Below are 23324 nucleotides of genomic sequence, written 5' to 3'. Positions count from 1 at the left end.
CGCCGACCGTGCGGCGCGGCCCCGAGCCAAGGAGACATCGATGGAAACCGCGAAACTCGATCCCGCGGCCTCCCCGGGAGCCGCAAAATCGGCATCGGAATCCTCTGCGGGCCGAAGGAGAAGGACGCGGCCTTTCCCCGTGCAGCGGGTCGTCCCGTTCGGCTATCTCTCGCCGACGCTCATCTTGATCTTTGTGCTGATGATCATCCCCATCGCGATGGTGGTCAGCTATTCGTTCAAGGACAACGTGATCGTCGAGCAGAATCCGGTCTTCGCCGGCCTCGCCAACTACACCACGGTGCTCACCGATCCCGACTTCCTGGCAGCGCTGAAGAACACGTTCATCTTCATCACCGTGAGCACTGTCGCTCACCTCGGCCTCGGGCTGGCCTTCGCGACGATGCTCAACACGCCGTTGCTGAGCGGAGTGACGAAAGCCATCTTCCGCATTGTCTACATCCTGCCCTGGCTGTTCACGGTCGCCGTGATCGCGGTCATCTGGCGGCTCATGCTGGACCCGTCGGGGGTGGTCAACTACATCCTGACCACAATCGGCGTGATGCGCGAGGAAGTGGGCTGGCTCTCCGACCCGAACATGGCGCTCTGGGCGTTGACGTTCATCAACATCTGGGCCGGCTTCCCCTTCTTCATGATCAGTATCCTCGCCGGGCTGCAGGGAATCTCGCCCATTCTGTACGAGGCGGCCTCCGTGGACGGCGCGACCTCTTTCCGTCAGTTCCGCAATGTGACGCTGCCGCAGCTGAAACCGGTACTGCTCAGCATGGCCGTGCTCGATCTCATCTGGACCTCTCAGCAGTTCGCCCTCATCTGGATGACCACCGGCGGTGGCCCGCTGAATGCCACCGAGATGCTCAGCACCTACACCTACAAGCAGGCCTTCAGCAGTTACGAGTTCGCCACCGCGTCCGCCGCCGCCGTCATAGTCCTGCTGCTCACGATGATTCTGGCCTTCTTCTACGTTCGCCTGCAAAAGGAGAGGTGATCACCCGTGCTCACCCGCAAAAGGCGGCGCCTCGGCGCGAAGATCGCCGTGCTCACAGGCTTGTGCGTCGGCGCGGCCTTCGCCGGCCTTCCGGTCGTCTGGATGCTGTCGACGTCGTTCAAGACCAACGGGGAAGTCTTCCAGGTTCCGCCGCGGCTGATCACCGAGAACTTCTCGTTCGACGCCTACGGAAAGATCCTGGGCGACGGGGCCCAGCTGAGGTTTTTCATCAACAGTTACATCGTCGCGCTGTCGGTGACGGTACTGACATTGTTCGTGGCGATACTCGCGGCGTACGGATTCAGCCGCTACAACTTCCCGATGAAACGATCCATCAACGCCGTTATCGTCACTGTTCAGGCTGTGCCGCCAATCACACTCGTCATTCCTTACTTCGGTCTCGTGGTGGCGCTCGGTCTGTATAATACTTATCCGGGGTTGATCCTCACGCACATGGTGTTCACCTTGCCTTATGCGATCATCATGATGACCGCGTACTTCAACACCCTGCCCCGGGAATTGGACGAATCCGTCAAGGTGGACGGGGCGTCGAGCTGGACGGCTCTCTGGCGGATCCTGGTGCCCATTTCGGTTCCCGGGCTGGTCGCCGTCGGCGTCTACACCTTCATGATCTCGTGGAACGAATACCTGTTCGCGCTGACCCTCACCCGTACCGATGACATGCGAACCGTGCCCATCGGCATCCAGCTCCTGATGGGCCAGCACTCCTACGAGTGGAATCAGATGATGGCCATGAGCATTCTGGGGTCCATTCCGGTGCTCGTGTTGTTCCTCCTCTTCCAGCGGCGATTCATCGGTGGCCTCACCTCCGGCGCGGTCAAGGCCTGACACTTCATCCCCGTCCCGAGCCATGATTTACCAATCAGAAGGAGAAATACAGCAATGCTGACGACCGGCAAGGTGCTCTTGGCTGTCGCGAACGAAAGAAACTTCGCCGTGCCCGCCTTCAACATCAGCGACTACGCCATGTTCAACGGCATCGTGGACATCAGCGAAGAGAAGAACGCGCCGCTCATCGTCGGGATCCATCCCGACGAGGTACGGCACATCGGCGTGGACGTGATCACCGCGATGACCCAGCGAGCCCATCGCTCGTCCGTGCCGATCGCGATCCACTGGGACCACGGCGCGACCTACCAGGAGATGCTGACCGCGATCCGGATCGGTTTCACCTCGGTGATGATCGATGCTTCGATGAAGTCCTTCGAGGACAACATCGCGATCTCCAAGAAGGTCGCTGAAACCGCGCACGCGGTCGGCCTGTCGGTGGAGGCGGAGCTGGGGACGATCGGCAAGACCGACAGCGAGGCCGAAGACGGCAGCGACGCGATCATCTACACCGACCCGGCGGACGCCGTGACCTTCGTGCGGGAAACGGGGGTGGACAGTCTCGCCGTGGCCATCGGCACCTATCACGGCCTCTACCCGAAGACCCTGAAGCCGGAGCTCAAGCTCGACCTGCTGAAGGAGATCAAGGATCGGGTCCGGATCCCGCTCGTGCTGCACGGCGGCTCGGGCAATCCCGACGACGAGATCGCGCAGTCGGTCAAGCTCGGCATCAACAAGATCAATATCTCCAGTGACATCAAGGCGGCCTACCACATGAAGATGCGCGAGGTCTTGGCCGATGAGAGCCTGCGTGAGCCGAACTCCATCCAGCCGCCGTGCATCGATGCGATGAAGGTGGTGGCCGGGCAGAAGATCGACCTCTTCGAAGCGGCCGGCAAGGCATCTCTGTACTGACATGACCAGTCATGTAGTCCTGGGCTTGGGGGGATGCGTCGACTACGAACTCAAGCTGTCCTCTTCGGTCTTGGAGCAGCTCGTCGGCGAGTATCAGATCCACAATGCCGAGCTGACTTCATCGGTCACCGTGACCAACGAGCGTGAGCTGGTCATTTCGATTCTCACCTATCTCAAAAAGGGCGGAGGAGGCGAGCACTTCGTCGCCTCCTCCGAATGCCTGAGCGCATTCGCGGGGCGCTTCCCCACACAAACGACTCTGGGCGGAACCTCCGTCCGGGCGGCGATGGAGATGAGCCGGTTCGGCGTACCGTCCACCCTGCACCTGGTCAGTCTCAACGACATCGTCCGTCGCCTGCTGCCGGCAAGCTGCGACTACATCTGCAGCGGCGACCAGGACACCCTCTATCCGCACCTGATCGTGCAGTACGACCAGGATCTGCGGGTTCGAGCAGGTGACATCGACATTCGTGCGCCGTTCCCGAACAGGCTGATCTACGTCAACGACCCGGCGAACGGGTCCATGCTGCTGAGTGATGAACTGGGCTCGTTGCTTCGCGACGCGCGGGTCTTTCTGATCTCGGGATTCAACGCGATACGGGACCAGGAAACACTTGACCGGCGTCTGTCCACGCTGAGAAGCCACATGCGACAACTTCCGGCCGAGGCGGTCGTCTACTACGAGGATGCCGGATTCCACGAGCCGGGCCTCAGCCAACGGGTCCGCGACGCGCTTCTGGAAGTCATCGACGTTTACGGACTGAACGAAGACGAGATGCAGTCGCACCTGGGCTACGCCGTCAACCTGCTCTCCGTGACGGAGGTGGCACGCGCCCTCGAATCGCTGCAAGCTCTCATCCCCGTGAAGACCCTGGTCGTGCACACCAAGTATTGGTCGGCAGCATTCGGCGAGAGAGCCGGCGAGTACGCGGAGCCGCTGAACGAGGGCATCGTGATCGCCAGCACTCGCTACTGCCACGGCGATGAGTACACGAACCACCACTACGAACTCATGCGGAACCGGCCGAGGCGAACGGAGTCGGTGGAGTTCGCCGCGGCGCTGGAAGGCCGAATGGGCGGGGTCGTTCGTTGCCTGCCTGGCTTCGAGCTTGACGTGGCCGCGCCCACGACCATCGGGCTCGGCGATGCGTTCGTCGGCGGATTCCTCGCCGAAGTCTCCCGGGGAGGTTCGAGCAGCCCGTGAGATGAGGCCGCAGCCGTTCAGAAGTTGTGGTTCGTCGTCGCCTCCAACCCGGCGATCTTCCGCCGACCGGCGACAGGTCCCCTGATCTCGGCACTGGAACGCGTCAGCTCCGCCGGTCAGGACTACACGATCGGCAACCTGATCCGGCTGCCGCTGATGACGATCATCGACGGTCGTCGGCGCGGCGTCGTCCGGCCGTGGCTGTTCTTCGTCTCCAGCCTGTTCACCAGCTTCGCGTTTGCCTGGGCCGTCTACCTGGCCACCATCGAACGGCAGCGCCCCCTGACGGGATCACAGGGGGAGGGCCGCTGCCGGACGTCCCACCGCTGCTGTCTGTTCCGCGAGCCCAGGAGATACCGTCTGGCCCATGGGATCACCGTCCGCTGCGGATGTCCGGGAGCTGTTGGGGCGCGCGCGGCGACTGCTGAACGACGCGCGAGACTTGATCGCCGAACACGAACGAGCGGTCACAGAGGTCCGCGCCGCTCTTGAACCGCTCCGCGAGCAGCAGGCCAGGGCGGAACTCGACGCCATGCCGGTGTCTCGGCTGAAGGACGTCACCAGCGGCCGGCTGCGGATCGGGGCGCTGCAGGAGGCCGGCTACGCCACGGTGCTCAGCGTTCTGGAGGCAACGCCGTACGAGCTGCAGAAACTACCCGGAGTCGGACAGCAGACCCGATGGCAGGCGCAGAAGGCAGCCGAGCGCATCGCGCGAGCCACGAGGCAGTCCTGCACCGCCCACATCGACGTCGACAACCGAGACGCCGAAACCACCCGGCTGCTCGTCGCGCTGTGCCGGCTGGTCGCCGTCGGCCCCGAACTGCCGCGCGCCCGCCGCACGGCCGACGCGGTCGTGCGGCGACTGAACGTGTTGATCCCCCAGGCCCGCCCCATCAGCAACTGGTTCCGCAGGCTCCTGTCCGGAAGCCGCCGCCGCACCCGCGCGGCGCAGGCCGCGGAGCAGATCGCCGGCCTGCTCACCGACGAGACCGAGACCAGGCTGCTCATCGCGCAGGCCACCACGGACCTGCTGCGCCCGTCGCCGGACGGGACGCTGGCGTGGATCGATTTCGAGATCCGCGCGGCCGACTACTACAACCTGCTGGCGGAGCTCTCGGCGCTGGCGCCGTCGGATCGGGCCGCCGCCGAGGGCTTCCTGCCCGACGATCTGGCCGAGCGGGTCAGAGGGCAAGAGCTCGACGACACCCTGCGGCGGGTCTCGCTCCGCGGCTACCAGGCGTTCGGCGCCCGGTTCGCGCTCGCCCAGCGCCGGGTGATCCTCGGTGACGAGATGGGCCTGGGCAAGACGATCCAGGCGATCGCCGTGCTGGCGCATTTACACGCGCGGGGCACGACGCATTCTCTGGTGGTCTGCCCGGCCAGCGTGCTGATCAACTGGCTGCGTGAGATCGAGACCCGCAGTTCGCTCAAGGCCTACCGGCTCCATGGCGACGAGCGCCCCCTGGCCCACGCCGCGTGGCTCGAACGCGGCGGAGTCGCGGTCACCACGTTCGACGGGCTCCACACGCTGAACACCGTGCCGCAGGTGGGGATGCTCGTCGTCGACGAGGCGCACTACGTGAAGAACCCGCAGACCCGCCGTTCCAAGGCCGTCGCCCGATGGTGCCACGACGTCGACACGGTGCTGTTCATGACCGGCACACCGATGGAGAACCGCATCGAGGAGTTCCGCTCCCTCGTGAACCACCTCCAGCCCGGGTTGGCCGGCCAGGTCGAGCCGGCTGACACGCTCGATCGGGCGCAGGCGTTCCGCCGCGCCGTCGCGCCCGCCTACCTGCGCCGCAACCAGAAGGACGTGGTCACGGAGCTGCCCGACCTGGTCCACATGGACGAGTGGGAGGAATTCAGCGCGGCCGACGCCGCCGCCTACCGGGACGCGGTGGAGTCGGGCAAGTTCATGGCGATGCGCCGCGCGGCCTACGCGGTGCCGGAGAAGTCCGCCAAGCTGGAACGCCTGCGCGAGCTGGTCGACAAGGCGGCCCACGCCGAGCTCAAGGTCGTCGTCTTCTCCTACTTCCGCGACGTGCTCGCCGCCGTCGGCCACGCCATCGACTCTCCGGTTCACGGGCCGCTCAACGGCGACCTGGAACCGCGACGCCGCCAGGAGGTGGTGGACGCGTTCACGGCGGCCCGAGGTCACGCGGTGCTGCTCGCGCAGATCCAGGCGGGTGGAGTGGGGCTCAACCTCCAGGCGGCCTCCATCGTGATCATTTGCGAGCCGCAGGTCAAACCGACTCTGGAGAGCCAGGCCGTGGCCCGCGCGTACCGCATGGGCCAGGTACGGCGAGTGCAGGTGCACCGCCTTCTCACGCCCGACAGCATGGACGAACGACTGCTGGAGATCATGCACGCCAAGGCCACGTTGTTCGACGCCTACGCCAGACGCAGCCACCTCGCCGAGTCCACCCCCGACGCCATCGACATCTCCGACGAATCCCTGGCCGACCGGATCGTCAGAGAGGAGCGAGAGCGCCTCACCACCACGAAACCTCCGGCCGCCGATGCTGACGATTTCGCATAATGCTGCGGCGGGGTGGTTGTTGTCACAGCTGACCACATGAGATTTTCTCCATATGGCGGCGACGAACCCGGGAGACAAGCTCATCGGAAACCCAGCGGACAAGACGGTCGCACGCCCTATGTCCGTCACACTCAAGGCGGCTCAATTCATCATCACACTCGGAGTGGCATTCGGCCTGGTGGGCCTGGCGCTCGTGCTGGTCGCCTTCTTCTCCACCTTCGAATGGGGCCTCCTGCCTGGCCTTGCTTATGCCGCAGGAAGCACCGCCCTTCTCGGCTGGCTGCTGAGCCGATGGTCGAGCCGCCGAACGTATCTACGCTGGGCGATCATCGCCGCGCATCTGCTGGCCATCGGGGCCACCATTCTCGACCAGGCCCTCTTCTCCAGCGTGAACTGGAATGTGGTGTTCGGCGCCGGCATACCTGTCTGGGCCGTCGTCATCCTGCTTCTCCTGCCCTCGGCCCGGCGCTGGTTCAGCGAGTCCCGTGCTTGACGCCGAGGCAGGCCCTACGCCCTGGAGACCGCCGTCATGCCGCCTCTCCACGAGCGCCCCTCGGCAGGACCTCGCCCGGCCCTTGCGATTCAAGGGCTCATCAGCATCAACCGTTCGGTGGATTTTCGGGTCAGCAGGATTCGCCGGCAGCGTGACCCTGGAGGTCGATTCGCCTCGGGCTCGGGGAAAAGATGCTTGAGCCATGGCAGTCATCGAGGTCACGGACCTCCGTAAGAAGTACGCGGACCTGACGGTTCTGGATGGGGTGTCGTTCTCCGTGGAGGAGGGCGAGATCTTCGGCATCCTCGGCCCGAACGGCGCCGGGAAGACCACCACCGTGGAGTGCGTGGAGGGGCTGAGGCGGCCCGACAGCGGGACGGTCAAGGTGCTCGGGCTCGACCCGGTCAAGGACGGCTCCGAGGTGCGCGAGCAGGTCGGGGTGCAGCTCCAGCACACGCAGCTCCCGGAGAACATCAAGGTGTGGGAGGCGCTCGACCTGTACGCCTCCTTCTACGCCAAGCCGCGCGACTGGCGTGAGCTGCTGGAGGAGTGGGGGCTGGCGGACAAGCGCAACGGCCGGTTCGGGAAGTTGTCCGGTGGGCAGAGGCAGCGGCTGTTCATCGCGCTGGCGCTGGTGGGCGATCCGCGGGTGGCGTTCCTCGACGAGCTGACCACGGGGCTGGACCCGCAGGCTCGCCGTACCACCTGGGAGCTGATCAAGCAGGTCCGGGCGAGCGGTGTGACGGTGGTGCTGGTCAGCCACTTCATGGACGAGGTGGAGGAGCTCTGCGACCGGGTCGCCGTCTTCGATCGCGGCCGGATCGTCGCGCTCGACACCCCGGCCGGACTGGTCGACGGGATCGACGCCGAGCACCAGATGCGGTTCACGCTGATGGCGGGGGACATGGTCGAGTTGGGCGGGCTGCCCGGGGTGACCGGTGTGTCCAGGACGGGGGACCGGGTGGTCGTCACTGGGAGGGGCGACTTCGCCACGGCGGTCACGGCGCGGCTGGCCCGCCATCACGTCCTGGTCAGTGACCTGCGCATCGACAAGCGCACCCTTGATGACGCGTTCGTGGCCTTGACCGGCCGCTCGTTCGACTCGGCCAAGTAGGGCCCGCTCGTTCGGCTCGGCCAAGTGAGGCCCGGTCGTCCGCCTGGGTCCATCTGCCGATGTCCGTGCTGCCGGCGCTCGGCGCCCTGACGTTCCCCTGACCCCCGACCACGTACGGAGGAAGATCATGACCAAGCTTGCCATCGTCGAGCTGAAGCTGCTGACCCGAGAGCCCGGCGCGATGTTCTCCCTGCTCATCCCCCTGTTCATCATGGTCGTCTTCGGAAGCTCGATCGGACCGGGCGACACCGTGCTCCTGCCGATGGCACTGGCGATCGCCGTCGGCCTGGTGGGCCTGTACATGCTGCCCACCACCATGGCCACCTACCGGGAGCGGGGCATCCTGCGCAGGCTCTCCACCACGCCGGTACGCCCGGCGAACATGCTGGTGGTGCAACTCCTCCTGCAACTCGTCCTCGCGCTCACCGCGTGCGCCCTGCTGGTGACCGTCGCCGGCACCGTGCTCAGGGCCCACCTGCCCGACCAGGTGCTGCCCGGGGTGCTGGTCTTCCTGTTCGGCACGGCGGCCATGTTCGCCGTCGGCCTGCTCATCGCGGCCCTGGCCAAGAACGGCCGGAGCGCCAACGGGATCGGGGTCCTGCTGTACTTCCCGATGGCCTACCTGGCCGGACTCATCCAGCCCGCCGATCAGATGCCCGGCGTCGTGGCCCGCATCGGCGAGTACACGCCTCTGGGCGCGTTCCGGCAGAGCCTGCGGGACGTCTGGGACGGCGGCGCTCCCAGCCCGGTGCTGCTCGCTGTGATGGCCGCGTACGCTGTGGTCATCAGCATCGCTGCGGCAAAGTTCTTCCGCTGGGAGTAGTGAGGTATGACCGGGCGGCTCGACCGATGGGAGCGGCTGCTGGAACGCCAGATGGCGGCCGCTCCGTACGTCCTGCTCGGCACCTCCACAGTGCTCTGCCTGCTCACAGGTGGCAGGCCGTGGCCCATGCTCGCCCTGGCCGCGCTCGCGGCAGTGTGGATCTGGCTGGTGCCGCGGGGCGCGCTCTACGTGGCGGGGCTGGTGCTGCTGATCGGAGTGCTCTGTACGCAGGGGCTGTGGTTCGCGAGCTTCTTCGGTTTCGCCGGATATCTCCACTCGTGGCAGTACCTGAAGGGGAAGTGGCGGTTCGCCGGGGTGACCGCCACGGCGGCGATCAGCGTCGCGACCTACAACGGCGGTCTGCCCGAGCCCACCCTGACCGGGATTCTCACCTTCCTGTTCTTCACCGCCGCCATCGTGGCCCTGGTCGGGCTGTTCAGCTTCGTCGGCGAGGTCACGGCCGAGCGGAGCGCCGAGCGCAAGCGGATGGTGGGGCAGCTCGAAGCCACCATGCGGGAGAACGCGGGACTGCACGCCCAGTTGCTGGTCCAGGCCCGAGAGGCAGGCGTTCACGACGAACGGCAGCGCATGGCCGCGGAGATCCACGACACTCTCGCCCAGGGCCTCACCGGCATCATCACCCAACTCCAGGCGGCGCACCGGACCGAGGACTGGCGGCGCCACGTGGACAACGCGATCGGGCTGGCGCGGGAGAGCCTGGCCGAGGCCCGGCGTTCCGTGCACGCGGTGGGGCCGGGGCAGTTGGAGGCGGCGCCGCTGCCCGACGCGCTGGGGGAGGTCGTCACCCAGTGGGGGGAGCTCAACGGGGTACGGGCGGAGCTCACCATCACTGGTACGGTCCGTCCCATGCATCCGGAGGTCGAGGAGACGCTGCTCCGCACCGCGCAGGAGGCCCTGGCCAACGCGGCCAAGCACGCCGGCGCGTCCCGGGTCGGGCTGACCCTGTCGTACATGGAGGATCTGGTCACCCTGGACGTGCGGGACGACGGCGCCGGGTTCGACCCCGAGCGGGTCGGTGACGGCGGCGGCTTCGGCCTGACCTCGATGCGCAAGCGGGTGAGCCGCCTGGCGGGCACTCTGGAGATCGAGTCCGAGCCCGGCCTCGGCACCGCGATCTCCGCGAGCGTCCCGGCGGTGACCCGTGGGTGAGGCTCCGATTCGATTGCTGATCGCCGATGACCATCCCATCGTGCGCGACGGCATCCGCGGCATGTTCGCCGGCGACCCCGACTTCGAGGTGCTCGGCGAGGCCGGAGACGGCGTCCAGGCCGTCGAGCTCGCGCGGGCGCTGACCCCTGACGTGATCCTCATGGACCTCCGCATGCCCAGGATGGACGGCGTCGCGGCCATCAAGGAGCTCGCCAGGCTGGGCATCGCGGCCCGCGTCCTCGTGCTCACCACCTACGACACCGACAGGGACGTCCTGCCCGCCATCGAGGCCGGGGCCACCGGTTACCTCCTCAAGGACACCGGCCGCGACGAGCTCGTCCGCGCGGTCCGCACGGCGGCGCGGGGCGAGGCCGTGCTCTCCCCGTCGGTCGCCACCCGGCTCCTCGGCCAGGTCCGCGCGCCCGCCGACCCGCTGAGCGCCCGGGAGCTGGAGGTGCTGCAGCTCATCGCCGACGGCGCCACCAACCGCGAGATCGCCACGCGCCTGTTCATCAGCGAGGCCACGGTGAAGAGCCACGTGCTGCACATCTACACGAAGCTTGGCGTCAACGACCGGGCGGCCGCGGTCGCCACCGCGTTCCGGCGCGGCCTGCTCACCCTGGAGAACGGCTGACCGCGTTTCATCGAATCTCGTGAGAGAGCGCTCTCTTGACAATTGGCGTGATGTTGCCGGATGGTTTCCGTAAAGCTACGTCCGTGGATCCGATGAGGTAATCCGTATGGTCCGCAGCACCCCCCGTTTCAGAGCGTTATTCGCCGTCGGCACCGTTCTCACCGCGCTGCTCGCCCCCATGGCGGGCACCGCCCACGCCGCCCCCGCCCCAGGACCGCTGGTCTGGTCCGACGAGTTCAACGGAGCCGCCGGCAGTGCCGTCGACCAGTCGAAGTGGCGCTTCGACATGGGCGGCAGCGGCTGGGGCAACAACGAGCAGCAGTACTACACCGACAGCACCAGGAACGCCGCCATGGACGGCGCCGGCAACCTGGTCATCACGGCCCGCCGCGAGAACCCGGCCAACTACCAGTGCCACTACGGCACCTGCCAGTACACCTCCGCCCGCCTGCTCACCGCCGCGACCTTCACCCGGGCCTACGGGCGGTTCGAGGCGCGCATGAAACTGCCGCGCGGCCAGGGCATCTGGCCGGCCTTCTGGATGCTCGGCAACGACATCGGATCGGTCGGCTGGCCCAACAGCGGCGAGATCGACATCATGGAGAACATCGGCCGCGAGCCCAGCACCGTGCACGGCACCATTCACGGCCCCGGCTACTCCGGCTCCGGAGGCATCGGCGCGGGCTACTCGATCAACGGCGCGTTCGCCGACGCGTTCCACACCTTCGCCGTCGACTGGTCCCCGAACCTGATCATCTGGTACGTCGACGGCGTCGAGTACCAGCGCCGGACACCGGCCGACCTCGGCGGCAACCGATGGGTCTTCGACCACCCGTTCTTCATGATCATGAACGTGGCGGTCGGCGGCTACTGGCCCGGCTACCCCGACGGCACCACGACCTTCCCGCAGACCATGTCGGTCGACTACGTCCGCGTCTACGCCCCGCCCACGAGCGGGTCCGGCGGCCAGATCACCGGCATCGGCGGTAAGTGCGTCGACGTGGCCGGCGCCGCCACCGCCAACGGCACCGCCGTCCAGCTCTACGACTGCAACGGCACCCCGGCCCAGAGCTGGACGTGGAACGGCGACGGCTCGGTGCGCGCGCTCGGCAAGTGCATGGACGTCACCGACGGAGCCACGGCCAACGGCGCGAAGGTGCAACTGTACGACTGCAACGGCACCGGCGCCCAGCAATGGACCTACGACTCCGGCGCCCGCCGGATCGTCAATCCGCAGTCCGGCAGGTGCCTCGACGCGACCGACGTCAGCTCGGCCAACGGCACCCGGCTGCAGATCTGGGACTGCGCGGGCAGCGCCAACCAGCAGTGGACGCGCGCCTAGACAGTAGGGCGAAGGGCTCCTTCCGGAACCAGGAAGGAGCCCTTCGATAAATGCCGGAATTGCGAGAACGCGCTCTCTCAATGCGCTGATGCCACGGGACGGGCGAGCGGCCCCGGGCGCGCTGTCACCGGCTCGTGCAGACGGATCCGTTGAGGGTGAAGACGGCGGGCGGGACGTTCGGCCCGGAGTAGTTGCCGACGAAGCCGACCGTGGTGGTGGCCCCCGTGGCGAGCGCGCCGTTGCCCGCCTCGTTGACGACCTTCACGTCCGACCCGGTCTGCGTCCAGACGCCGCCCCAGCCGCCTCCCAGGCTCTGCCAGCTCCTGGGCCAGGCGAAGTTCAGGGTCCAGCCGTTGACCGGCGCGCCGTTGTTGGTGATGTCGATGGCGCCGACGTAGCCGCTGGCCCAGTCGGTCGTGACGCTCAGCCGTACCGAGCAGGAGCTGGAGGCGGGCGTGCCGGTCGTGAACGTCAGCGGCGGGGAGGCCCACGACAGGCCGCCGCCGCTGTCACGGGCGATCACGTTGACCGTGTAGCGGGTGCCCGGCTTGAGGTTGGCCACGGCGAACGAGGTGCCGGAGGTCTCGCCGAGCTGCTCGCTGACGGCCCCGTGCTGGCGGTGGAGCTCGTACTTGGCGATGGGCCGCGCGCCGGGGGAGGCGCCGGACCAGGAGATCGTGGCGGTCGTGTCCGTCACCTGCGCGGCCGACGGCCGGCCGGGGGCGCCGGGCAGGCCCGTCTGCGGGGACGCGGGGTGCAGGACGAGGGTGGTCAGGGACAGCGGCGGCAGCGTCTGGGCGGTCGCGGTCCCGGTGGCCGACGTGGTGATGCCGCTCGCGCCGTTGGTGTGGGTCAGCACGGTGGGGGCGCCGGCCGCGGGGGTGTAGCCGGAGTAGTCGATCGCGACGGGGTACGACGTGTCGTTCGAGGTGTTGATCAGCATGACCGCCAGGTCCCCGTCGGGCCGGCGGGCGGCGTGCGCGACGACCTTGGCCTGGTCGGTCGCGGCGCGGACGAACTGGTCGCCCGGCCGGGCGAACCTGCTCACCATCTGCAGCGCGTAGTACGGGGCGAAGGGCGTGTTGAGCGCCGGCTCGCAGACGCTGTTGTCGGAGGTGCACGTGCCGCTCGACAGCAGGCCGAAGTCGCCGTAATCGGTGTGCCCCTCGACCTGCGTGACGGTGCCGATGCCGTTGTGGACGTTCCACCAGTCGACCGTGAACACCCCGTTGGCCAGCAGCGTCGCGTACGCGTCGGCGGCGGCCAGCGCGCCGGGCTGGGTGTTCGTGCCGTTGCTGCTGGACCCGGTGTTGAACTCGGTCATCGCGATGTCGATCCGCTCCGAGCCCGGCCCCACGTACTTGGCGAGCTGCTGACGGGTGAGCTGGATCATGTCGGTCACGTGGCCGGCCCTGTCGAGGGCGCCCGGGTACCAGTGCAGGATCACGAAGTCGATCTTCGATCCGGCGTTCGAGAGGACGACCTTGTTCCAGGTGCCGCTGTCGCCGTCGGCGGTGATGGCGTCGGGCCAGTTGGCGGCCGTGGTCAGCACCGCGCCGATCTTGATGGTCGGGTCGACCGCCTTCATCGCGTCCGCGTAGGCCACGACGTGGCGGGCGTACTCGGCCGGGCTCTTGTCGGCGTGGTTGTCGGCCTCCCAGGCGGAGCCGTAGTGGCCGTTGCCGTAGTTCTCGTTGCCGATCTCCCAGTACTTGATGCCGTAGCCCTTGGTGACGTTGGCCTGGCGGACCCAGGCCGCGGCCTCCTCGGCGGTGCCGGTGCCGTAGTTGGCGGTCACCATGGCCTGCGCCCCGGTACGGCCCACGCCGCGCATGAACGTGTCGAAGTCCGTGTTGGGCGCCACGTAGCCGCCGGGGGCGGTGTGGTCGGCCCAGTGGTAGATGTCGGAGTACGACCCGCCGGGGTAGCGCAGCATCTTCACACCGGCGTCCTTCAGCCGGTCGGCGGTCTCGTCGGTCCCGAGGTTGGTGTCCCAGATCGCATGGTTGGAGCCGATGCCGGTTCCGGGAACGGTGGCGAGAGCGGCGCGCGCGTTGACGGTCACCGCTACCGGGGTGACGTCGTCGGCGTACGCCGCGGGGGCGTTGAGTGCGGTCAGCGTCAGCAGGAGGGCGGACGCGGCTCGTAACAGCGTGCTGGGCATCGGCGTACCTCGCCATGGATAGCGGAATTCACTCGACGCCTCCTCCTGACCAGGAGGCATCATGATCATGAGGTCCGCCGCCGCGCCCGTCAAAAAACGCTGAAACTTTCATGGGGTCGATCTCGCCGCGCCCGCCCGCCTCGGACCGCTTCTCCGAGGCGGGCATGGACGCGGCGCACGTGACCGCACGGGAGATCTAGTTGTACTTGTACAGCCTCGTGGCGATCCGCCGGTTGTGGTTGAAGAGCGAGGCGCGGTACATGCTGACGGCGAGGTCCCCGTGCTCGGCCTTGCCGCAGGTGTTCACCCCGGCCAGCTGGTGGATCTCGAAACGCGCGGTCGGGTCCCCGGCGATGAAGTATTCGGCGCGGGCCTGGTACTGGTCGGCGCTCGTGTCACAGGCGAAGACGACGGTATTCCGCTCGTTGAAGCACAGGGTGGCGGCGCCCTTCGTGGAGGTGCACGCCTTGGACCGGGACCGGGCGACGGCCGGCGTGACCCGCGTTTCCCGCCTTATCGGATATTTCGTGACACTGCGGACGGTCTTCCACCGCCCGACCCGCACCCGGTGGTTGCCCTCGTACACCGCCGCCCGGAACGTCACGACCTTCCCGACCTCTCGGTTGCCCCGGACCTCGCCCTTACGTCCCAGGTTGTGGATGACGTACTTGGTGCCCAGGTAACCGTTGAGGTAGTACTCCACGGTGGCGTGGAGCTCGTCGTTCGCCGTGTCCTCGATCGTGATGCCCGGACGGTCGCTCCCGTCCGGCCCCACGCAGGCCTCCGCGCCCTTGATCCGGAGACACTCGGGCTCCGCCGTAACCGCGGCGGGCGTGGACACGGCCACCGCCGGCACGGCCGGCCGGGGCTCCGCCCTGGGTGCGGGCTCCGTCTTCGCCGCGGCCCCGTCAGCGCTGAACACGGTGGCCGCCACCGCGACCGCCGCTATGAATGTGCGACCTAACGCCACTCCAACCTCACCAGCCTCCCAAGTCACACGCGCTTTGTCTGGGTGTGACGCGAAAGATGCGGGAAAGGTTCCGAGCCGGGAACGTTCAGCCGCCGTTCACGGACGATCGGTTCTTGGACGTCAGCGTGGCCAGCGTGAGGAGCAGCGCGCTCTGGGCGAGCATGCCGGGCGCGAGCGGCGGCGCCTGGCCGACCGACTTGGTGAGCGCGTACCACCACTGGGTGAGCGGGGAAAGGGTGTCCCACGTGGGGTCGGCCGCACCCGCGCCGTGGTTGACGGACACGTGCATGAAGACGCCGTACGCGGAGGCGAGCAGCACGACCAGCGCGATCACCCGTACCACGGTGACCGCCCGAGGGGAGTCGCGCAGGGCGAGCAGCACGAGCGCGAATCCCAGCAGCGCCAGGGCCGCCCACGGGATCAGCTGCACCGGGCTCTGCCAGTGGCGTTCGAAAGCGAGCTCGAGAGCGGCGCCCAGGATGCCGATCGCGACGAGCGCCAGGAGGCCGAGACGCACCACCGCCAGGCCGGCCGAGCGGGCAGCGGGCTTCACCGAGGTCGAGGTCATGCGGGACCACCGTCCGATACGAGCGAGGGGGAAATGTCCGTTCTGCTTAACGTTCTCCGGGATCCCTCAGAGCTTCCTGTGTGGATTCTGAAGATCTCGTGAGAATGACCGCCTCGAACATCCGCGCCAGCTCCGCCGCGTCCTCCCCGGCATGATGCGTGTGCGGCAGCCCTTCGAGCCCCAGCCGCCGCTTCATGGTCCGCTTGCCCGTCTGGGACCACTCGCAGCCGGTCTGCCCCATCCAGTAGCTCCGCAGGTCGACGCCCGAGCCGGTCACCCCGAACGGGCTCTTGCCGGTGAAGCGCACGAAATACCAGTGCACGAACATCCCGTCCCACACCGCGGGCGCGGCGAGGAACACCGGGCGGCCGACCTTCCGCAGGCCGTCGACCCAGCGGGCGGCCGCCGCCATGGCCGCCTCGGGCGCGGGCGCCTCCCGCAGCAGCCGGTCGCGATCCAGGCCCGAGACGGCCAGCGCCTCGGGCACGAAGTCGTCGGAGATCGGCCGCAGCTCCGTGTAGAAGGTCAGGTCGGGCCGCCCGGCCACGGCCATCCCCAGGGAGATCATGCTGTAGGGGCCCGGGATCGGCCCGTCGGCCTCCACGTCTACGGCGATGTACAGCTCAGGAAGTCGGGACACGGCAGAAAGGGTAGCTGCACGACATCTGCACCACATCCGCACACGGGGCTGGTGGATCCGGCGGGGCCGCACGCGGTGTGCTCGAAGAGCAGCCTAGTGGGGGAGGCGTCGCGTATGGACGAACCGATCGTGGACCCCGCCGCCTCCCGGCGGGAGCGACGGCGGATCTTCGGTGTCCGGGCGCTGCTGCTCGGCCGCCGGGACCCCGCGCCGCCGCGGTGGATGAGACGCCTGTTCGCCGCCGCGGCGGGGGTCACGGGGCTGAGCGGGGCGCTGTTCGCCGTCGGGGCCTTACAGACCGACCACGAGTCGGCGGCGATGGCGGGCCTGATGGTGTTCCTCGTCACCGTGCTCTACATCGGCCTGTCCCTGCCCGAGCCGGAGCGGAAGGGCGGCGAGCGTCACGTCTTTCCCGCCGAGCTGGACTCCCAGGCCCTCACGCTGCTGGCCAGGGCCAGACAGGCGATCATGGAGGTGACCGGCTCCCGGGTGAACCGCCTGGGTCTGCTCGACACCGTCGCCAACGACGTCGTGCTGCCCGAGCGGCTGTGGCACATCGCCCGCCTCCTGCGTACGCAGACGGAGCTGCGGGCCGAGCAGGCCGAGGCGCGGGCGGAGATGATGACGCCCGAGCTGGCCGCCGTGCTCGAACCCCAGCAGGAGGCCCTGCGGCGCTCCGTGGCGGCGGTCACCGAGCGGGTGTGGGAGCTGGAGGTCTATGCCGGCCGCGTCAAGGCGGCCGACTCGGCCCTGCGCGCCCAGGAGTTGCAGCAGAGCAACGACAGGTATCGGGACCTGCTGGCGCAGACCGGCGACGCCGAGGGGCTGCGCGACCTGACCGAGCAGGCGGACACGCTGGCCAGGAGCCTGCGCGAGGCGGTCGAGGCGGGCCAGACGCTGGCGTCAGAAATCGCGCCACTCGTCGAACCATGACCCGGCCTCGCCCGCGGGCACGCCCGCCAGCGCCGCCAGCGCCATGAACGCGTCGCCCGCCTCCTCCCGCCGCAACGTGTCGATCAGCCCGTGCCGGCCGTCGAGGCCGTTGAGCCTGTCGACGAACTCCCGCAGCGTCTGCCTGGCGTCGGCCACCCCGCCCGGGTCGTCGGCGCTCAGCCGCCCGATGGCCTCGGAGGCCACGGTGTAGGCCCGGCACGCCGCCGCCCCCGCCCGCCGGTCGTCGTCGACCCAGTTACGCAGCGGATTGTCGATGTTGGCGGCCAGCCACTTGTCCGACTTGGCCCCGCGCAGCCGGACCCGCACCTCCGAGCCCCTGTAGCGCCGCTTGATGGGCCCGCTCTGGCTGCTCCTGAGCGAGGCGACGCCGAGGTGCCGCAGGGCGCCGCCGGGCGGGGGCAGCATCGACGCCTCGACCCCGTACGCGTCGATCAGCTCCAGCGTGTGCAGCTTGGGGAACGCGGCCGTGCCGGTGAGCCCGCCGTGCGGGCGCAGCCACTGGATCCGCAGCGACTCCAGCTCGGCGAGCCCGTCCAGCGCCATGAGCGGCACGTCGCCGGCCACCTCCATCGCCACCTCGCGCACCCCGCCCAGCCCGGCGGGGACGCCGGAGCGGGTCGTCAGGCGGATCCACCGCCCGCCGGCGGCGGCCGTGACGAGCTCGGGCGGCGGCCCGTCCGCGCCCAGGCGCAGGCGGGTCAGGGTGGGCGGCAGGACGAGCCGGCGCGGCGAGCCTTCGGCGAACGTCAGCTCGTTGAGGTGCGTCCCGCCCAGATCGACCTCTTCGGGCGGGCCGGCCCAGTGCAGGGCGGTGATGATCGGCCGGGACGACAGCGCGGCCGCGAGCCCGCGGTCGGGCCCGGCCCAGGTCAGCGAGGTCACCCGGGGGAGCGCGTCCAGCCCGGCCCAGCGCACCTCGCCGTGGAGCTCCCGCAGGTCGAGCCCGGAGACCATGGCGGGCCTGCGGATGCGCCGGCCGCCGAAGTCGGCCTCGATCTGGCCGGGAGCGGCGCTCTTGTAGGCGGCCTTGACCTCGTCGGGCACCCGCAGGTCCCACTGCCGCTGGAGGACGACCTGGACGCTCAGGGCGGGCCAGGCGCCGTACGCGCTGGTCGAGCGTGGCATGCCGGCGCCCACCGGAAGCCGCCCGAGCCGGACGAAACCGGGTGGCAGCGGGGCGGAGGCGTCGACGGACAGGATCTGGGGCACGCCCTCCCAGCTGTGGTGGTCGATGATCAGCGGGCCGGCCCCGCGCAGGTCGTCGAGCGCGGGCACCGCGTCGGAGTGCCAGTCGAACACGCACACCGTCAGCTCGTCGCCCGCCGCCGTCACCTGGCACGCGCCGAACCCGCCGAGCGGCAGCGGCATGGCCACGACGTCACCGATCTCCAGCATGCCCGGCAGGGTAGCAACAGCCGGCGACAACCCCGTGGAAAAGATTTCCCCCACGGGGGATCATTGCCGCATGGACGTACTCGCGGCCATCGTGGCGATCCTCGCCCTCGTGCTCAACGGCCTCATGGCGGGGGTCTACTTCGCGTTCTCGACGTCGGTGATGCCGGCCCTCGACGCCGTCGACAAGGACCAGGCGGAAGCCGTCATGCGCAGCATCAACCGGAAGATCCTCAATCCGGCGTTCCTGTCCACGTTCGCGCTGGCGCCGCTCCTCGCGCTGGTCGCCGGGATCCTGCTGTTCGTGGCCGGGCCCGGCAGCCTGCCGGGCATCCTGGCCGTCGCGGCCTCCCTGGTCGCCTTCTTCGGCTCGATCGTGGTGACGAGCGTGGTGAACATACCGCTGAACAACGCGATCGACGCGGGCGAGCTCGACTGGCCCGGCTACTCGCCGCGCTGGACCCGCTTCAACCACGTGCGCGGCTGGGCCTGCGTGCTCACCGTCGCCCTCCTGGGCGCCGCGCTCTACGTCTGGGAGTGATCCGGCTTGTGCCGCTGGTAGTAGCGGGCGACGCGGATCCGGTTGCCGCAGAGCGTCGGTGAGCACCAGCGGCGGCGGGGGTGGGCCGGGAGGAAGAGCAGGCGGCAGTCGGGGGCCTCGCAGGAGCGGACCTTGCCCACGCCGGGGTCCGTCAGCAGGTCCACGGCCGCCTCGGCGAGCTGCGTGAGGAGGCGGGTCACGTCGCTGCCGTCCCGCCGCGTGACGCTCCCGAAGACGACTCCCCGCGGCTCCAGCTGAGGGTACGGCGGGGCGAGCCGCAGGGCGTCGTTGATCGCCGCGATCGAGCCGGGCGGCGCGGGCACGGCCTGGCGGGCGGCCTCCAGGGCCGCCTCCACGTGGCCGCGCAGCCGGCGGACGGCGGCCAGATCGGCGGCCGGGAAGGGCGCGTCGGGCAGGGTGAGGCGGTCCGACTGCCTGGCCAGCCAGTCGTTGAAGTCGGCGGCCCGGGCCAGGGCGTCGTGGTCGCGGGTCCGCGTGTTGACCAGATCCAGGGCCAGGGGCTCACCCGTCAGCAACTCCATGGCGCTAATGCTATCTCCAAGTGTTGACCCATTAGATCGTTTTGGCTATAACTAATGCGTCTTCGCGAGAAAGAGGCATGTGAGATGGAGATCCCATACGTCAGGCACGGGTTCGTGGACGTCGAGGGGGTTCAGGTCTTCTACCGGGAGGCGGGGCCGGAAGGCGGGGTCCCGCTGCTGTTGCTGCACGGGTTCCCGTCCGCGTCGCACCAGTACCGGCGGCTCATGGACGCGCTGGGCACCCGCCACCGGGTCGTCGCGCCCGACTATCCCGGGTTCGGGCACACGCGGACCCCCGACGGGTTCGAGTACTCCTTCGACCGGCTGGCCGACGTCGTCGAGGGGTTCGTGCGGGCGATCGGGCTCGGGCCGTTCGTGCTGTACGCGTTCGACTTCGGCGGGCCCGTCGGGTTCCGGGTGGCCGAGCGGCATCCCGAGTGGATCGCGGGGCTCATCGCGCAGAACGCCAACGCGTACGACGAGGGGCTGTCCGAGGTGGCGCGCCAGGCCGTCAAGGCGCCGTCCGAGGAGCTGTTCACGCTGCCGTTCACCCGTGGCCAGTACGAGGACGGCACGACGGACCCGGCCCTCGTCGCGCCCGACGGATGGACGCTCGACCAGCACTTCCTGGACCTGCCGGGACGCAAGGAAGCACAGCTGGCCCTCGCCCGCGACTACGCGGGGAACCTCGCGCGCTACCCGGACTGGCAGGCCTGGCTACGCCGGCACCGCCCGCCCACGCTGGTGCTCTGGGGGCGGGGAGACGCGATCTTCCTCGAACCGGGCGCCCACGCGTACCGGCGGGACGTGCCCGAGGCGGAGGTGCACGTCTTCGACACCGGCCACTTCGCGCTGGAGGAGAAGCTGCCGGAGATCGCGCCGGTCGTCGCGGGCTTCCTGGAAAGGACGACCACATGACGAAAGCCCCACGGTCGCCCGTGGGGCCCGACGAGCGTGAAGGAGGATCCGGCGCGAGCGCCGGGCCCTCGTCACGTCAACCAGGAACGGCTATCGGCGGCCGGGAGGACGGCCGTCGTCGTCGTCTCCGGCGCCATAGTCATCGGCGTAATCGGCATAGCGATCCGCCAGCTCATCGTTGAGGTCGTCGGCGTCGTCATTGCTGCTGGAGTCTCCGACCCCGAGTTCATCGCGAAGACGGTCAAGATCCGTGCCACCGCTGTTGTACTTCAGCTGGCGAGCAACCTTGACCTGCTTGGCCTTTGCTCGGCCGCGCCCCATTGGCTCGACCCCCTCGTGTGGGGTCGTCCCCGACCCCTCGTCGCTAACGCACCACACACTGACGCCGCTTCTCTTTGGGCGTCAGCCTATCGTTCGCCTATTACCGTACCTGTTTTGTGCCCAGCTCGGTACGTCGTATGGGCGTGGGGCGTCAGCGGCCCAGCCAAATGGCCCGAATACGCCCGACTTCCGACATTCTGCGCTCGGCTAGCCTATCCGCTGCGACGGCGGGAGGAACGCCCTCATCGGCAGCGATTCGGAAGATCTTCAGAGTCGTGTCGTAGATCTGGGCGGCCTTCGCTCTGGCTCGTTCCATGTCGAAGCCCTCGATCTCATCGGCGACCTGGATCACCCCTCCCGAATTGACGACATAGTCGGGCGCGTAGAGGATGCCGCGCTCGGCGAGCTGCTTCTCGACCCCGGGGTGGGCGAGCTGGTTGTTGGCCCCGCCACAGACGATCTTCGCCCGGAGCCTGGCGACCGTCGCGTCGTCGAGGGCGCCGCCCAGCGCGCACGGCGCGAACACGTCGATGTCGGATCCGGACAGCTCGGCCGCGTCGGCCACCACGTCGACCTCCGGGTGGCGCAGGCGCACGCGCTCGACGGCCTTGGGGTCGACGTCGCAGATCACGACCTCGGCGCCGTCCTCGCGCAGGAGATCGACCAGGCGGTGACCCACCTTGCCGACCCCTTCGACGCCGACGCGCCTGCCGTGCAGCGACGGCGTGCCGTACACGCGCTCGGCCGAGGCCCGCATGCCCTGGAACACGCCGAACGCCGTGAGGATGGACGAATCCCCCGCCCCGCCGTGGGCCGGCGAGCGGCCGGTCACGAACCGGGACTCGCGGGCGATGACGTCCATGTCCGCGCTGTAGGTGCCCACGTCGCAGGCCGTGATGTAGCGCCCGCCGAGCGACTGCACGAACCTCCCGTACGCGCGCAGCAGCGCCTCGTTCTTGTCGTGGGCCGGGTCGCCGATGATCACGGCCTTGCCGCCGCCCAGGTCGAGCCCGGCCAGCGCGTTCTTGTAGGACATGCCCTTGGAGAGGTTGAGCACGTCGGCCAGGGCCGCGCTCTCGCTCTCGTACGGATAGAAGCGGGTGCCTCCCAGCCCCGGGCCCAGGGCCGTGTTGTGGATGGCGATGATGGCACGCAGGCCGCTCTGCTCGTCGGCGCAGAACACGACCTGCTCGTGGACGTCCTTTTGGGACGAGCCGAAGACGTCGGTCACGGTAGTGACTCCCTGTCCGGTCCGCCGCACCTTTGCGGCGGAGATCACCTCACAGCGTAGTAAGCGTCACAACGGTGCACGCAGGTTCGCTTCATGACACGATGCCTCCGTGCTGCCCTATGCCGCCTACCTCCGCGTCTATGAGCCACTGACCGCGTTCGCCGAACCCGAGCGCAAGGTGTGGGCCGACTACGCCGACTCACGTGACCGCCCGCGCCGCGCGAACGCGCTCAATGCGGAGCACGGCGAGTCGGTGATGCGCCTCCTCGGCATGCCCCCTCAACCCGTTCCCGCCCAGGAGAGCCCCAACGCCTATCTGCGGCGTGTTGAGGACCGGTTGTACGTCTGCCCCTGGCAAACCCGTTTGCGCTCGTGGCTGGCGTTCTCAAGGCTGCGTGGCAGCACTCCTGTGAAGATGATGGACCGCCTGGTGCCCAAGGCGATCGCCGACCAGGTGGCCGACGACTTCGACCGGTACAAGCGGCAGGCCGGTTCGTCCGCGTTGCGTACGCACATTCGCACCACGGCGTGGCATGTGCCGCCATCGTGGTTCGTGCCGTTTGATGGAAACGAGCGCTGGCTGGTGCTCGGCTCCGCCAACCCGGGACAGGACGTGACGACCGCTACCGGACGCAACCTCATCTACGTCACCTCCATGGCACAGGCCAGGAGGCGGGCGGCCAGGGCGCTCAACGTGCTGCGCAGGCACCTGGGCGACGTGTCCGCCAACTTCGACGTGGAGGACGTCGCCAGGTGGCTGGAGGAGTTCCACCCGCACTCGCTGGTCGAGCTCGACTACGGCGGCCTCGTCCACCTCATGGACGACGACGCGCTGCAGGCGGATCAGTCGGTCGCCGAGCTGTCGGCCGCCCTGACGGGCCTGGACACGGGTCAAGAAGAACTTGCCTACGCCATGTACCAGAGAGTGATCCTCCGGTGGAAGTCAATGCAACAGCTGGAATCTGCCAACTGAGGCTCAATGCGACCGTCTGAC

Annotated in this window: 24 protein-coding genes; 16 read left to right on the top strand and 8 right to left on the bottom strand. The window is 68.6% G+C overall.

Annotation, left to right across the window (positions count from 1 at the left end; genetic code table 11):
• Positions 1 to 40: 40 nt before the first annotated feature.
• From ACIBQ1_RS55945 to ACIBQ1_RS55890, 12 genes are all read left to right on the top strand, one after another.
• Entirely contained in the window at positions 41 to 1003 is a 963-nt protein-coding gene (locus tag ACIBQ1_RS55945) for a carbohydrate ABC transporter permease (protein ID WP_397291160.1), read from the top strand.
• Between the two features lie 6 nt (positions 1004 to 1009).
• Entirely contained in the window at positions 1010 to 1852 is an 843-nt protein-coding gene (locus ACIBQ1_RS55940; RefSeq protein ID WP_397291159.1) for a carbohydrate ABC transporter permease, read from the top strand.
• 54 nt (positions 1853 to 1906) lie between these two features.
• Positions 1907 to 2767, top strand: coding sequence for a ketose-bisphosphate aldolase (locus ACIBQ1_RS55935; protein WP_397291157.1), 861 nt, complete (start codon positions 1907 to 1909; stop codon positions 2765 to 2767).
• 1 nt (position 2768) lies between these two features.
• Positions 2769 to 3971, top strand: a complete 1203-nt coding sequence (locus ACIBQ1_RS55930; RefSeq protein WP_397291155.1) for an ADP-dependent glucokinase/phosphofructokinase — start codon at positions 2769 to 2771, stop codon at positions 3969 to 3971.
• A 24-nt stretch (positions 3972 to 3995) separates the two neighbouring features.
• Positions 3996 to 4463, top strand: a complete 468-nt coding sequence (locus ACIBQ1_RS55925; protein ID WP_397291154.1) for a DUF2834 domain-containing protein — start codon at positions 3996 to 3998, stop codon at positions 4461 to 4463.
• Entirely contained in the window at positions 4375 to 6513 is a 2139-nt protein-coding gene (locus tag ACIBQ1_RS55920) for a DEAD/DEAH box helicase (RefSeq protein WP_397291187.1), read from the top strand. Before ACIBQ1_RS55925 ends, ACIBQ1_RS55920 begins: the two co-directional genes overlap by 89 nt.
• A gap of 52 nt (positions 6514 to 6565) precedes the next feature.
• The gene (locus tag ACIBQ1_RS55915; protein ID WP_397291152.1) at positions 6566 to 7006 is read left to right on the top strand and encodes a hypothetical protein; all 441 of its coding nucleotides are present in this window, start codon (positions 6566 to 6568) and stop codon (positions 7004 to 7006) included.
• Between the two features lie 202 nt (positions 7007 to 7208).
• The gene (locus ACIBQ1_RS55910) at positions 7209 to 8120 is read left to right on the top strand and encodes an ABC transporter ATP-binding protein (RefSeq protein ID WP_397291151.1); all 912 of its coding nucleotides are present in this window, start codon (positions 7209 to 7211) and stop codon (positions 8118 to 8120) included.
• A gap of 127 nt (positions 8121 to 8247) precedes the next feature.
• On the top strand, positions 8248 to 8943 hold the full coding sequence (locus ACIBQ1_RS55905) for an ABC transporter permease (protein WP_397291150.1): 696 nt from the start codon (positions 8248 to 8250) through the stop codon (positions 8941 to 8943).
• 6 nt (positions 8944 to 8949) lie between these two features.
• On the top strand, positions 8950 to 10113 hold the full coding sequence (locus ACIBQ1_RS55900; protein WP_397291148.1) for a sensor histidine kinase: 1164 nt from the start codon (positions 8950 to 8952) through the stop codon (positions 10111 to 10113).
• Positions 10106 to 10747 carry a response regulator gene (locus tag ACIBQ1_RS55895; protein ID WP_397291146.1) on the top strand — a complete coding sequence of 214 codons (642 nt, stop codon included), beginning with the start codon at positions 10106 to 10108 and terminating at the stop codon, positions 10745 to 10747. Before ACIBQ1_RS55900 ends, ACIBQ1_RS55895 begins: the two co-directional genes overlap by 8 nt.
• A 106-nt stretch (positions 10748 to 10853) precedes the next feature.
• Complete coding sequence (locus tag ACIBQ1_RS55890; RefSeq protein ID WP_397291145.1) at positions 10854 to 12089, top strand: RICIN domain-containing protein; 1236 nt, start codon at positions 10854 to 10856, stop codon at positions 12087 to 12089.
• A gap of 124 nt (positions 12090 to 12213) precedes the next feature.
• On the opposite strand, the gene ACIBQ1_RS55885 is transcribed toward ACIBQ1_RS55890, so the two are convergent.
• The 4 genes from ACIBQ1_RS55885 to ACIBQ1_RS55870 form a co-directional block, all read right to left on the bottom strand.
• Positions 12214 to 14253, bottom strand: coding sequence for a cellulose binding domain-containing protein (locus tag ACIBQ1_RS55885; RefSeq protein ID WP_397291143.1), 2040 nt, complete (start codon positions 14251 to 14253; stop codon positions 12214 to 12216).
• A gap of 196 nt (positions 14254 to 14449) precedes the next feature.
• Positions 14450 to 15175, bottom strand: coding sequence for a hypothetical protein (locus tag ACIBQ1_RS55880; RefSeq protein WP_397291141.1), 726 nt, complete (start codon positions 15173 to 15175; stop codon positions 14450 to 14452).
• 133 nt (positions 15176 to 15308) lie between these two features.
• Positions 15309 to 15791 carry a hypothetical protein gene (locus ACIBQ1_RS55875; RefSeq protein ID WP_397291139.1) on the bottom strand — a complete coding sequence of 161 codons (483 nt, stop codon included), beginning with the start codon at positions 15789 to 15791 and terminating at the stop codon, positions 15309 to 15311.
• Positions 15792 to 15837: 46 nt separating this feature from the next.
• Positions 15838 to 16431, bottom strand: a complete 594-nt coding sequence (locus tag ACIBQ1_RS55870; protein WP_397291137.1) for an exonuclease — start codon at positions 16429 to 16431, stop codon at positions 15838 to 15840.
• Between the two features lie 114 nt (positions 16432 to 16545).
• On the opposite strand from ACIBQ1_RS55870, the gene ACIBQ1_RS55865 reads away from it, so the two are divergent.
• A complete protein-coding gene (locus tag ACIBQ1_RS55865) occupies positions 16546 to 17364 on the top strand; it encodes a hypothetical protein (RefSeq protein ID WP_397291136.1) in 819 nt (272 codons plus the stop codon).
• On the opposite strand, the gene ACIBQ1_RS55860 is transcribed toward ACIBQ1_RS55865, so the two are convergent.
• Positions 17335 to 18780 carry a hypothetical protein gene (locus ACIBQ1_RS55860; protein WP_397291134.1) on the bottom strand — a complete coding sequence of 482 codons (1446 nt, stop codon included), beginning with the start codon at positions 18778 to 18780 and terminating at the stop codon, positions 17335 to 17337. The genes ACIBQ1_RS55865 and ACIBQ1_RS55860 overlap by 30 nt on opposite strands.
• Before the next feature lie 70 nt (positions 18781 to 18850).
• Between ACIBQ1_RS55860 and ACIBQ1_RS55855 the strand changes: the two genes are divergently transcribed.
• Positions 18851 to 19318: a DUF1772 domain-containing protein gene (locus tag ACIBQ1_RS55855; RefSeq protein WP_397291133.1), complete on the top strand. Its 468-nt coding sequence runs from the start codon at positions 18851 to 18853 to the stop codon at positions 19316 to 19318.
• Here ACIBQ1_RS55855 and ACIBQ1_RS55850 read toward each other — a convergent pair.
• A complete protein-coding gene (locus ACIBQ1_RS55850) occupies positions 19303 to 19860 on the bottom strand; it encodes a CGNR zinc finger domain-containing protein (RefSeq protein ID WP_397291131.1) in 558 nt (185 codons plus the stop codon). The two genes, ACIBQ1_RS55855 and ACIBQ1_RS55850, sit on opposite strands and share 16 nt — an antisense overlap.
• A gap of 84 nt (positions 19861 to 19944) precedes the next feature.
• On the opposite strand from ACIBQ1_RS55850, the gene ACIBQ1_RS55845 reads away from it, so the two are divergent.
• Positions 19945 to 20778 carry an alpha/beta fold hydrolase gene (locus ACIBQ1_RS55845; RefSeq protein ID WP_397291129.1) on the top strand — a complete coding sequence of 278 codons (834 nt, stop codon included), beginning with the start codon at positions 19945 to 19947 and terminating at the stop codon, positions 20776 to 20778.
• A gap of 90 nt (positions 20779 to 20868) precedes the next feature.
• On the opposite strand, the gene ACIBQ1_RS55840 is transcribed toward ACIBQ1_RS55845, so the two are convergent.
• Both ACIBQ1_RS55840 and ACIBQ1_RS55835 read right to left on the bottom strand, forming a co-directional pair.
• Entirely contained in the window at positions 20869 to 21099 is a 231-nt protein-coding gene (locus tag ACIBQ1_RS55840) for a DUF3073 domain-containing protein (protein ID WP_397291128.1), read from the bottom strand.
• Between the two features lie 151 nt (positions 21100 to 21250).
• On the bottom strand, positions 21251 to 22330 hold the full coding sequence (locus ACIBQ1_RS55835) for a Glu/Leu/Phe/Val dehydrogenase (protein ID WP_397291126.1): 1080 nt from the start codon (positions 22328 to 22330) through the stop codon (positions 21251 to 21253).
• A 109-nt stretch (positions 22331 to 22439) separates the two neighbouring features.
• Here ACIBQ1_RS55835 and ACIBQ1_RS55830 point away from each other — a divergent pair, with 109 nt between their 5' ends.
• A complete protein-coding gene (locus tag ACIBQ1_RS55830; RefSeq protein ID WP_397291125.1) occupies positions 22440 to 23303 on the top strand; it encodes a hypothetical protein in 864 nt (287 codons plus the stop codon).
• Positions 23304 to 23324: the final 21 nt, after the last annotated feature.

It is taken from the genome of Nonomuraea sp. NPDC050153 (assembly GCF_044460125.1).
Taxonomy (GTDB): domain Bacteria; phylum Actinomycetota; class Actinomycetes; order Streptosporangiales; family Streptosporangiaceae; genus Nonomuraea.
The sequence above is the reverse complement of the archived record's forward strand: the minus strand, read 5'-3'. Positions and strand labels throughout refer to the sequence as shown.

Excerpts from the sequence above, each read along its gene's own strand:
- ACIBQ1_RS55865 (WP_397291136.1), top strand. The coding sequence starts at position 16,546 with ATGGACGAACCGATCGTGGACCCCGCCGCCTCCCGGCGGGAGCGACGG.
- ACIBQ1_RS55915 (WP_397291152.1), top strand. The coding sequence starts at position 6,566 with ATGGCGGCGACGAACCCGGGAGACAAGCTCATCGGAAACCCAGCGGAC.
- ACIBQ1_RS55875 (WP_397291139.1), bottom strand. The coding sequence starts at position 15,791 with ATGACCTCGACCTCGGTGAAGCCCGCTGCCCGCTCGGCCGGCCTGGCG.
- ACIBQ1_RS55930 (WP_397291155.1), top strand. The coding sequence starts at position 2,769 with ATGACCAGTCATGTAGTCCTGGGCTTGGGGGGATGCGTCGACTACGAA.
- ACIBQ1_RS55840 (WP_397291128.1), bottom strand. The coding sequence starts at position 21,099 with ATGGGGCGCGGCCGAGCAAAGGCCAAGCAGGTCAAGGTTGCTCGCCAG.
- ACIBQ1_RS55910 (WP_397291151.1), top strand. The coding sequence starts at position 7,209 with ATGGCAGTCATCGAGGTCACGGACCTCCGTAAGAAGTACGCGGACCTG.
- ACIBQ1_RS55850 (WP_397291131.1), bottom strand. The coding sequence starts at position 19,860 with ATGGAGTTGCTGACGGGTGAGCCCCTGGCCCTGGATCTGGTCAACACG.
- ACIBQ1_RS55900 (WP_397291148.1), top strand. The coding sequence starts at position 8,950 with ATGACCGGGCGGCTCGACCGATGGGAGCGGCTGCTGGAACGCCAGATG.
- ACIBQ1_RS55890 (WP_397291145.1), top strand. The coding sequence starts at position 10,854 with ATGGTCCGCAGCACCCCCCGTTTCAGAGCGTTATTCGCCGTCGGCACC.
- ACIBQ1_RS55860 (WP_397291134.1), bottom strand. The coding sequence starts at position 18,780 with ATGCTGGAGATCGGTGACGTCGTGGCCATGCCGCTGCCGCTCGGCGGG.
- ACIBQ1_RS55945 (WP_397291160.1), top strand. The coding sequence starts at position 41 with ATGGAAACCGCGAAACTCGATCCCGCGGCCTCCCCGGGAGCCGCAAAA.
- ACIBQ1_RS55845 (WP_397291129.1), top strand. The coding sequence starts at position 19,945 with ATGGAGATCCCATACGTCAGGCACGGGTTCGTGGACGTCGAGGGGGTT.
- ACIBQ1_RS55885 (WP_397291143.1), bottom strand. The coding sequence starts at position 14,253 with ATGCCCAGCACGCTGTTACGAGCCGCGTCCGCCCTCCTGCTGACGCTG.
- ACIBQ1_RS55855 (WP_397291133.1), top strand. The coding sequence starts at position 18,851 with ATGGACGTACTCGCGGCCATCGTGGCGATCCTCGCCCTCGTGCTCAAC.
- ACIBQ1_RS55935 (WP_397291157.1), top strand. The coding sequence starts at position 1,907 with ATGCTGACGACCGGCAAGGTGCTCTTGGCTGTCGCGAACGAAAGAAAC.
- ACIBQ1_RS55905 (WP_397291150.1), top strand. The coding sequence starts at position 8,248 with ATGACCAAGCTTGCCATCGTCGAGCTGAAGCTGCTGACCCGAGAGCCC.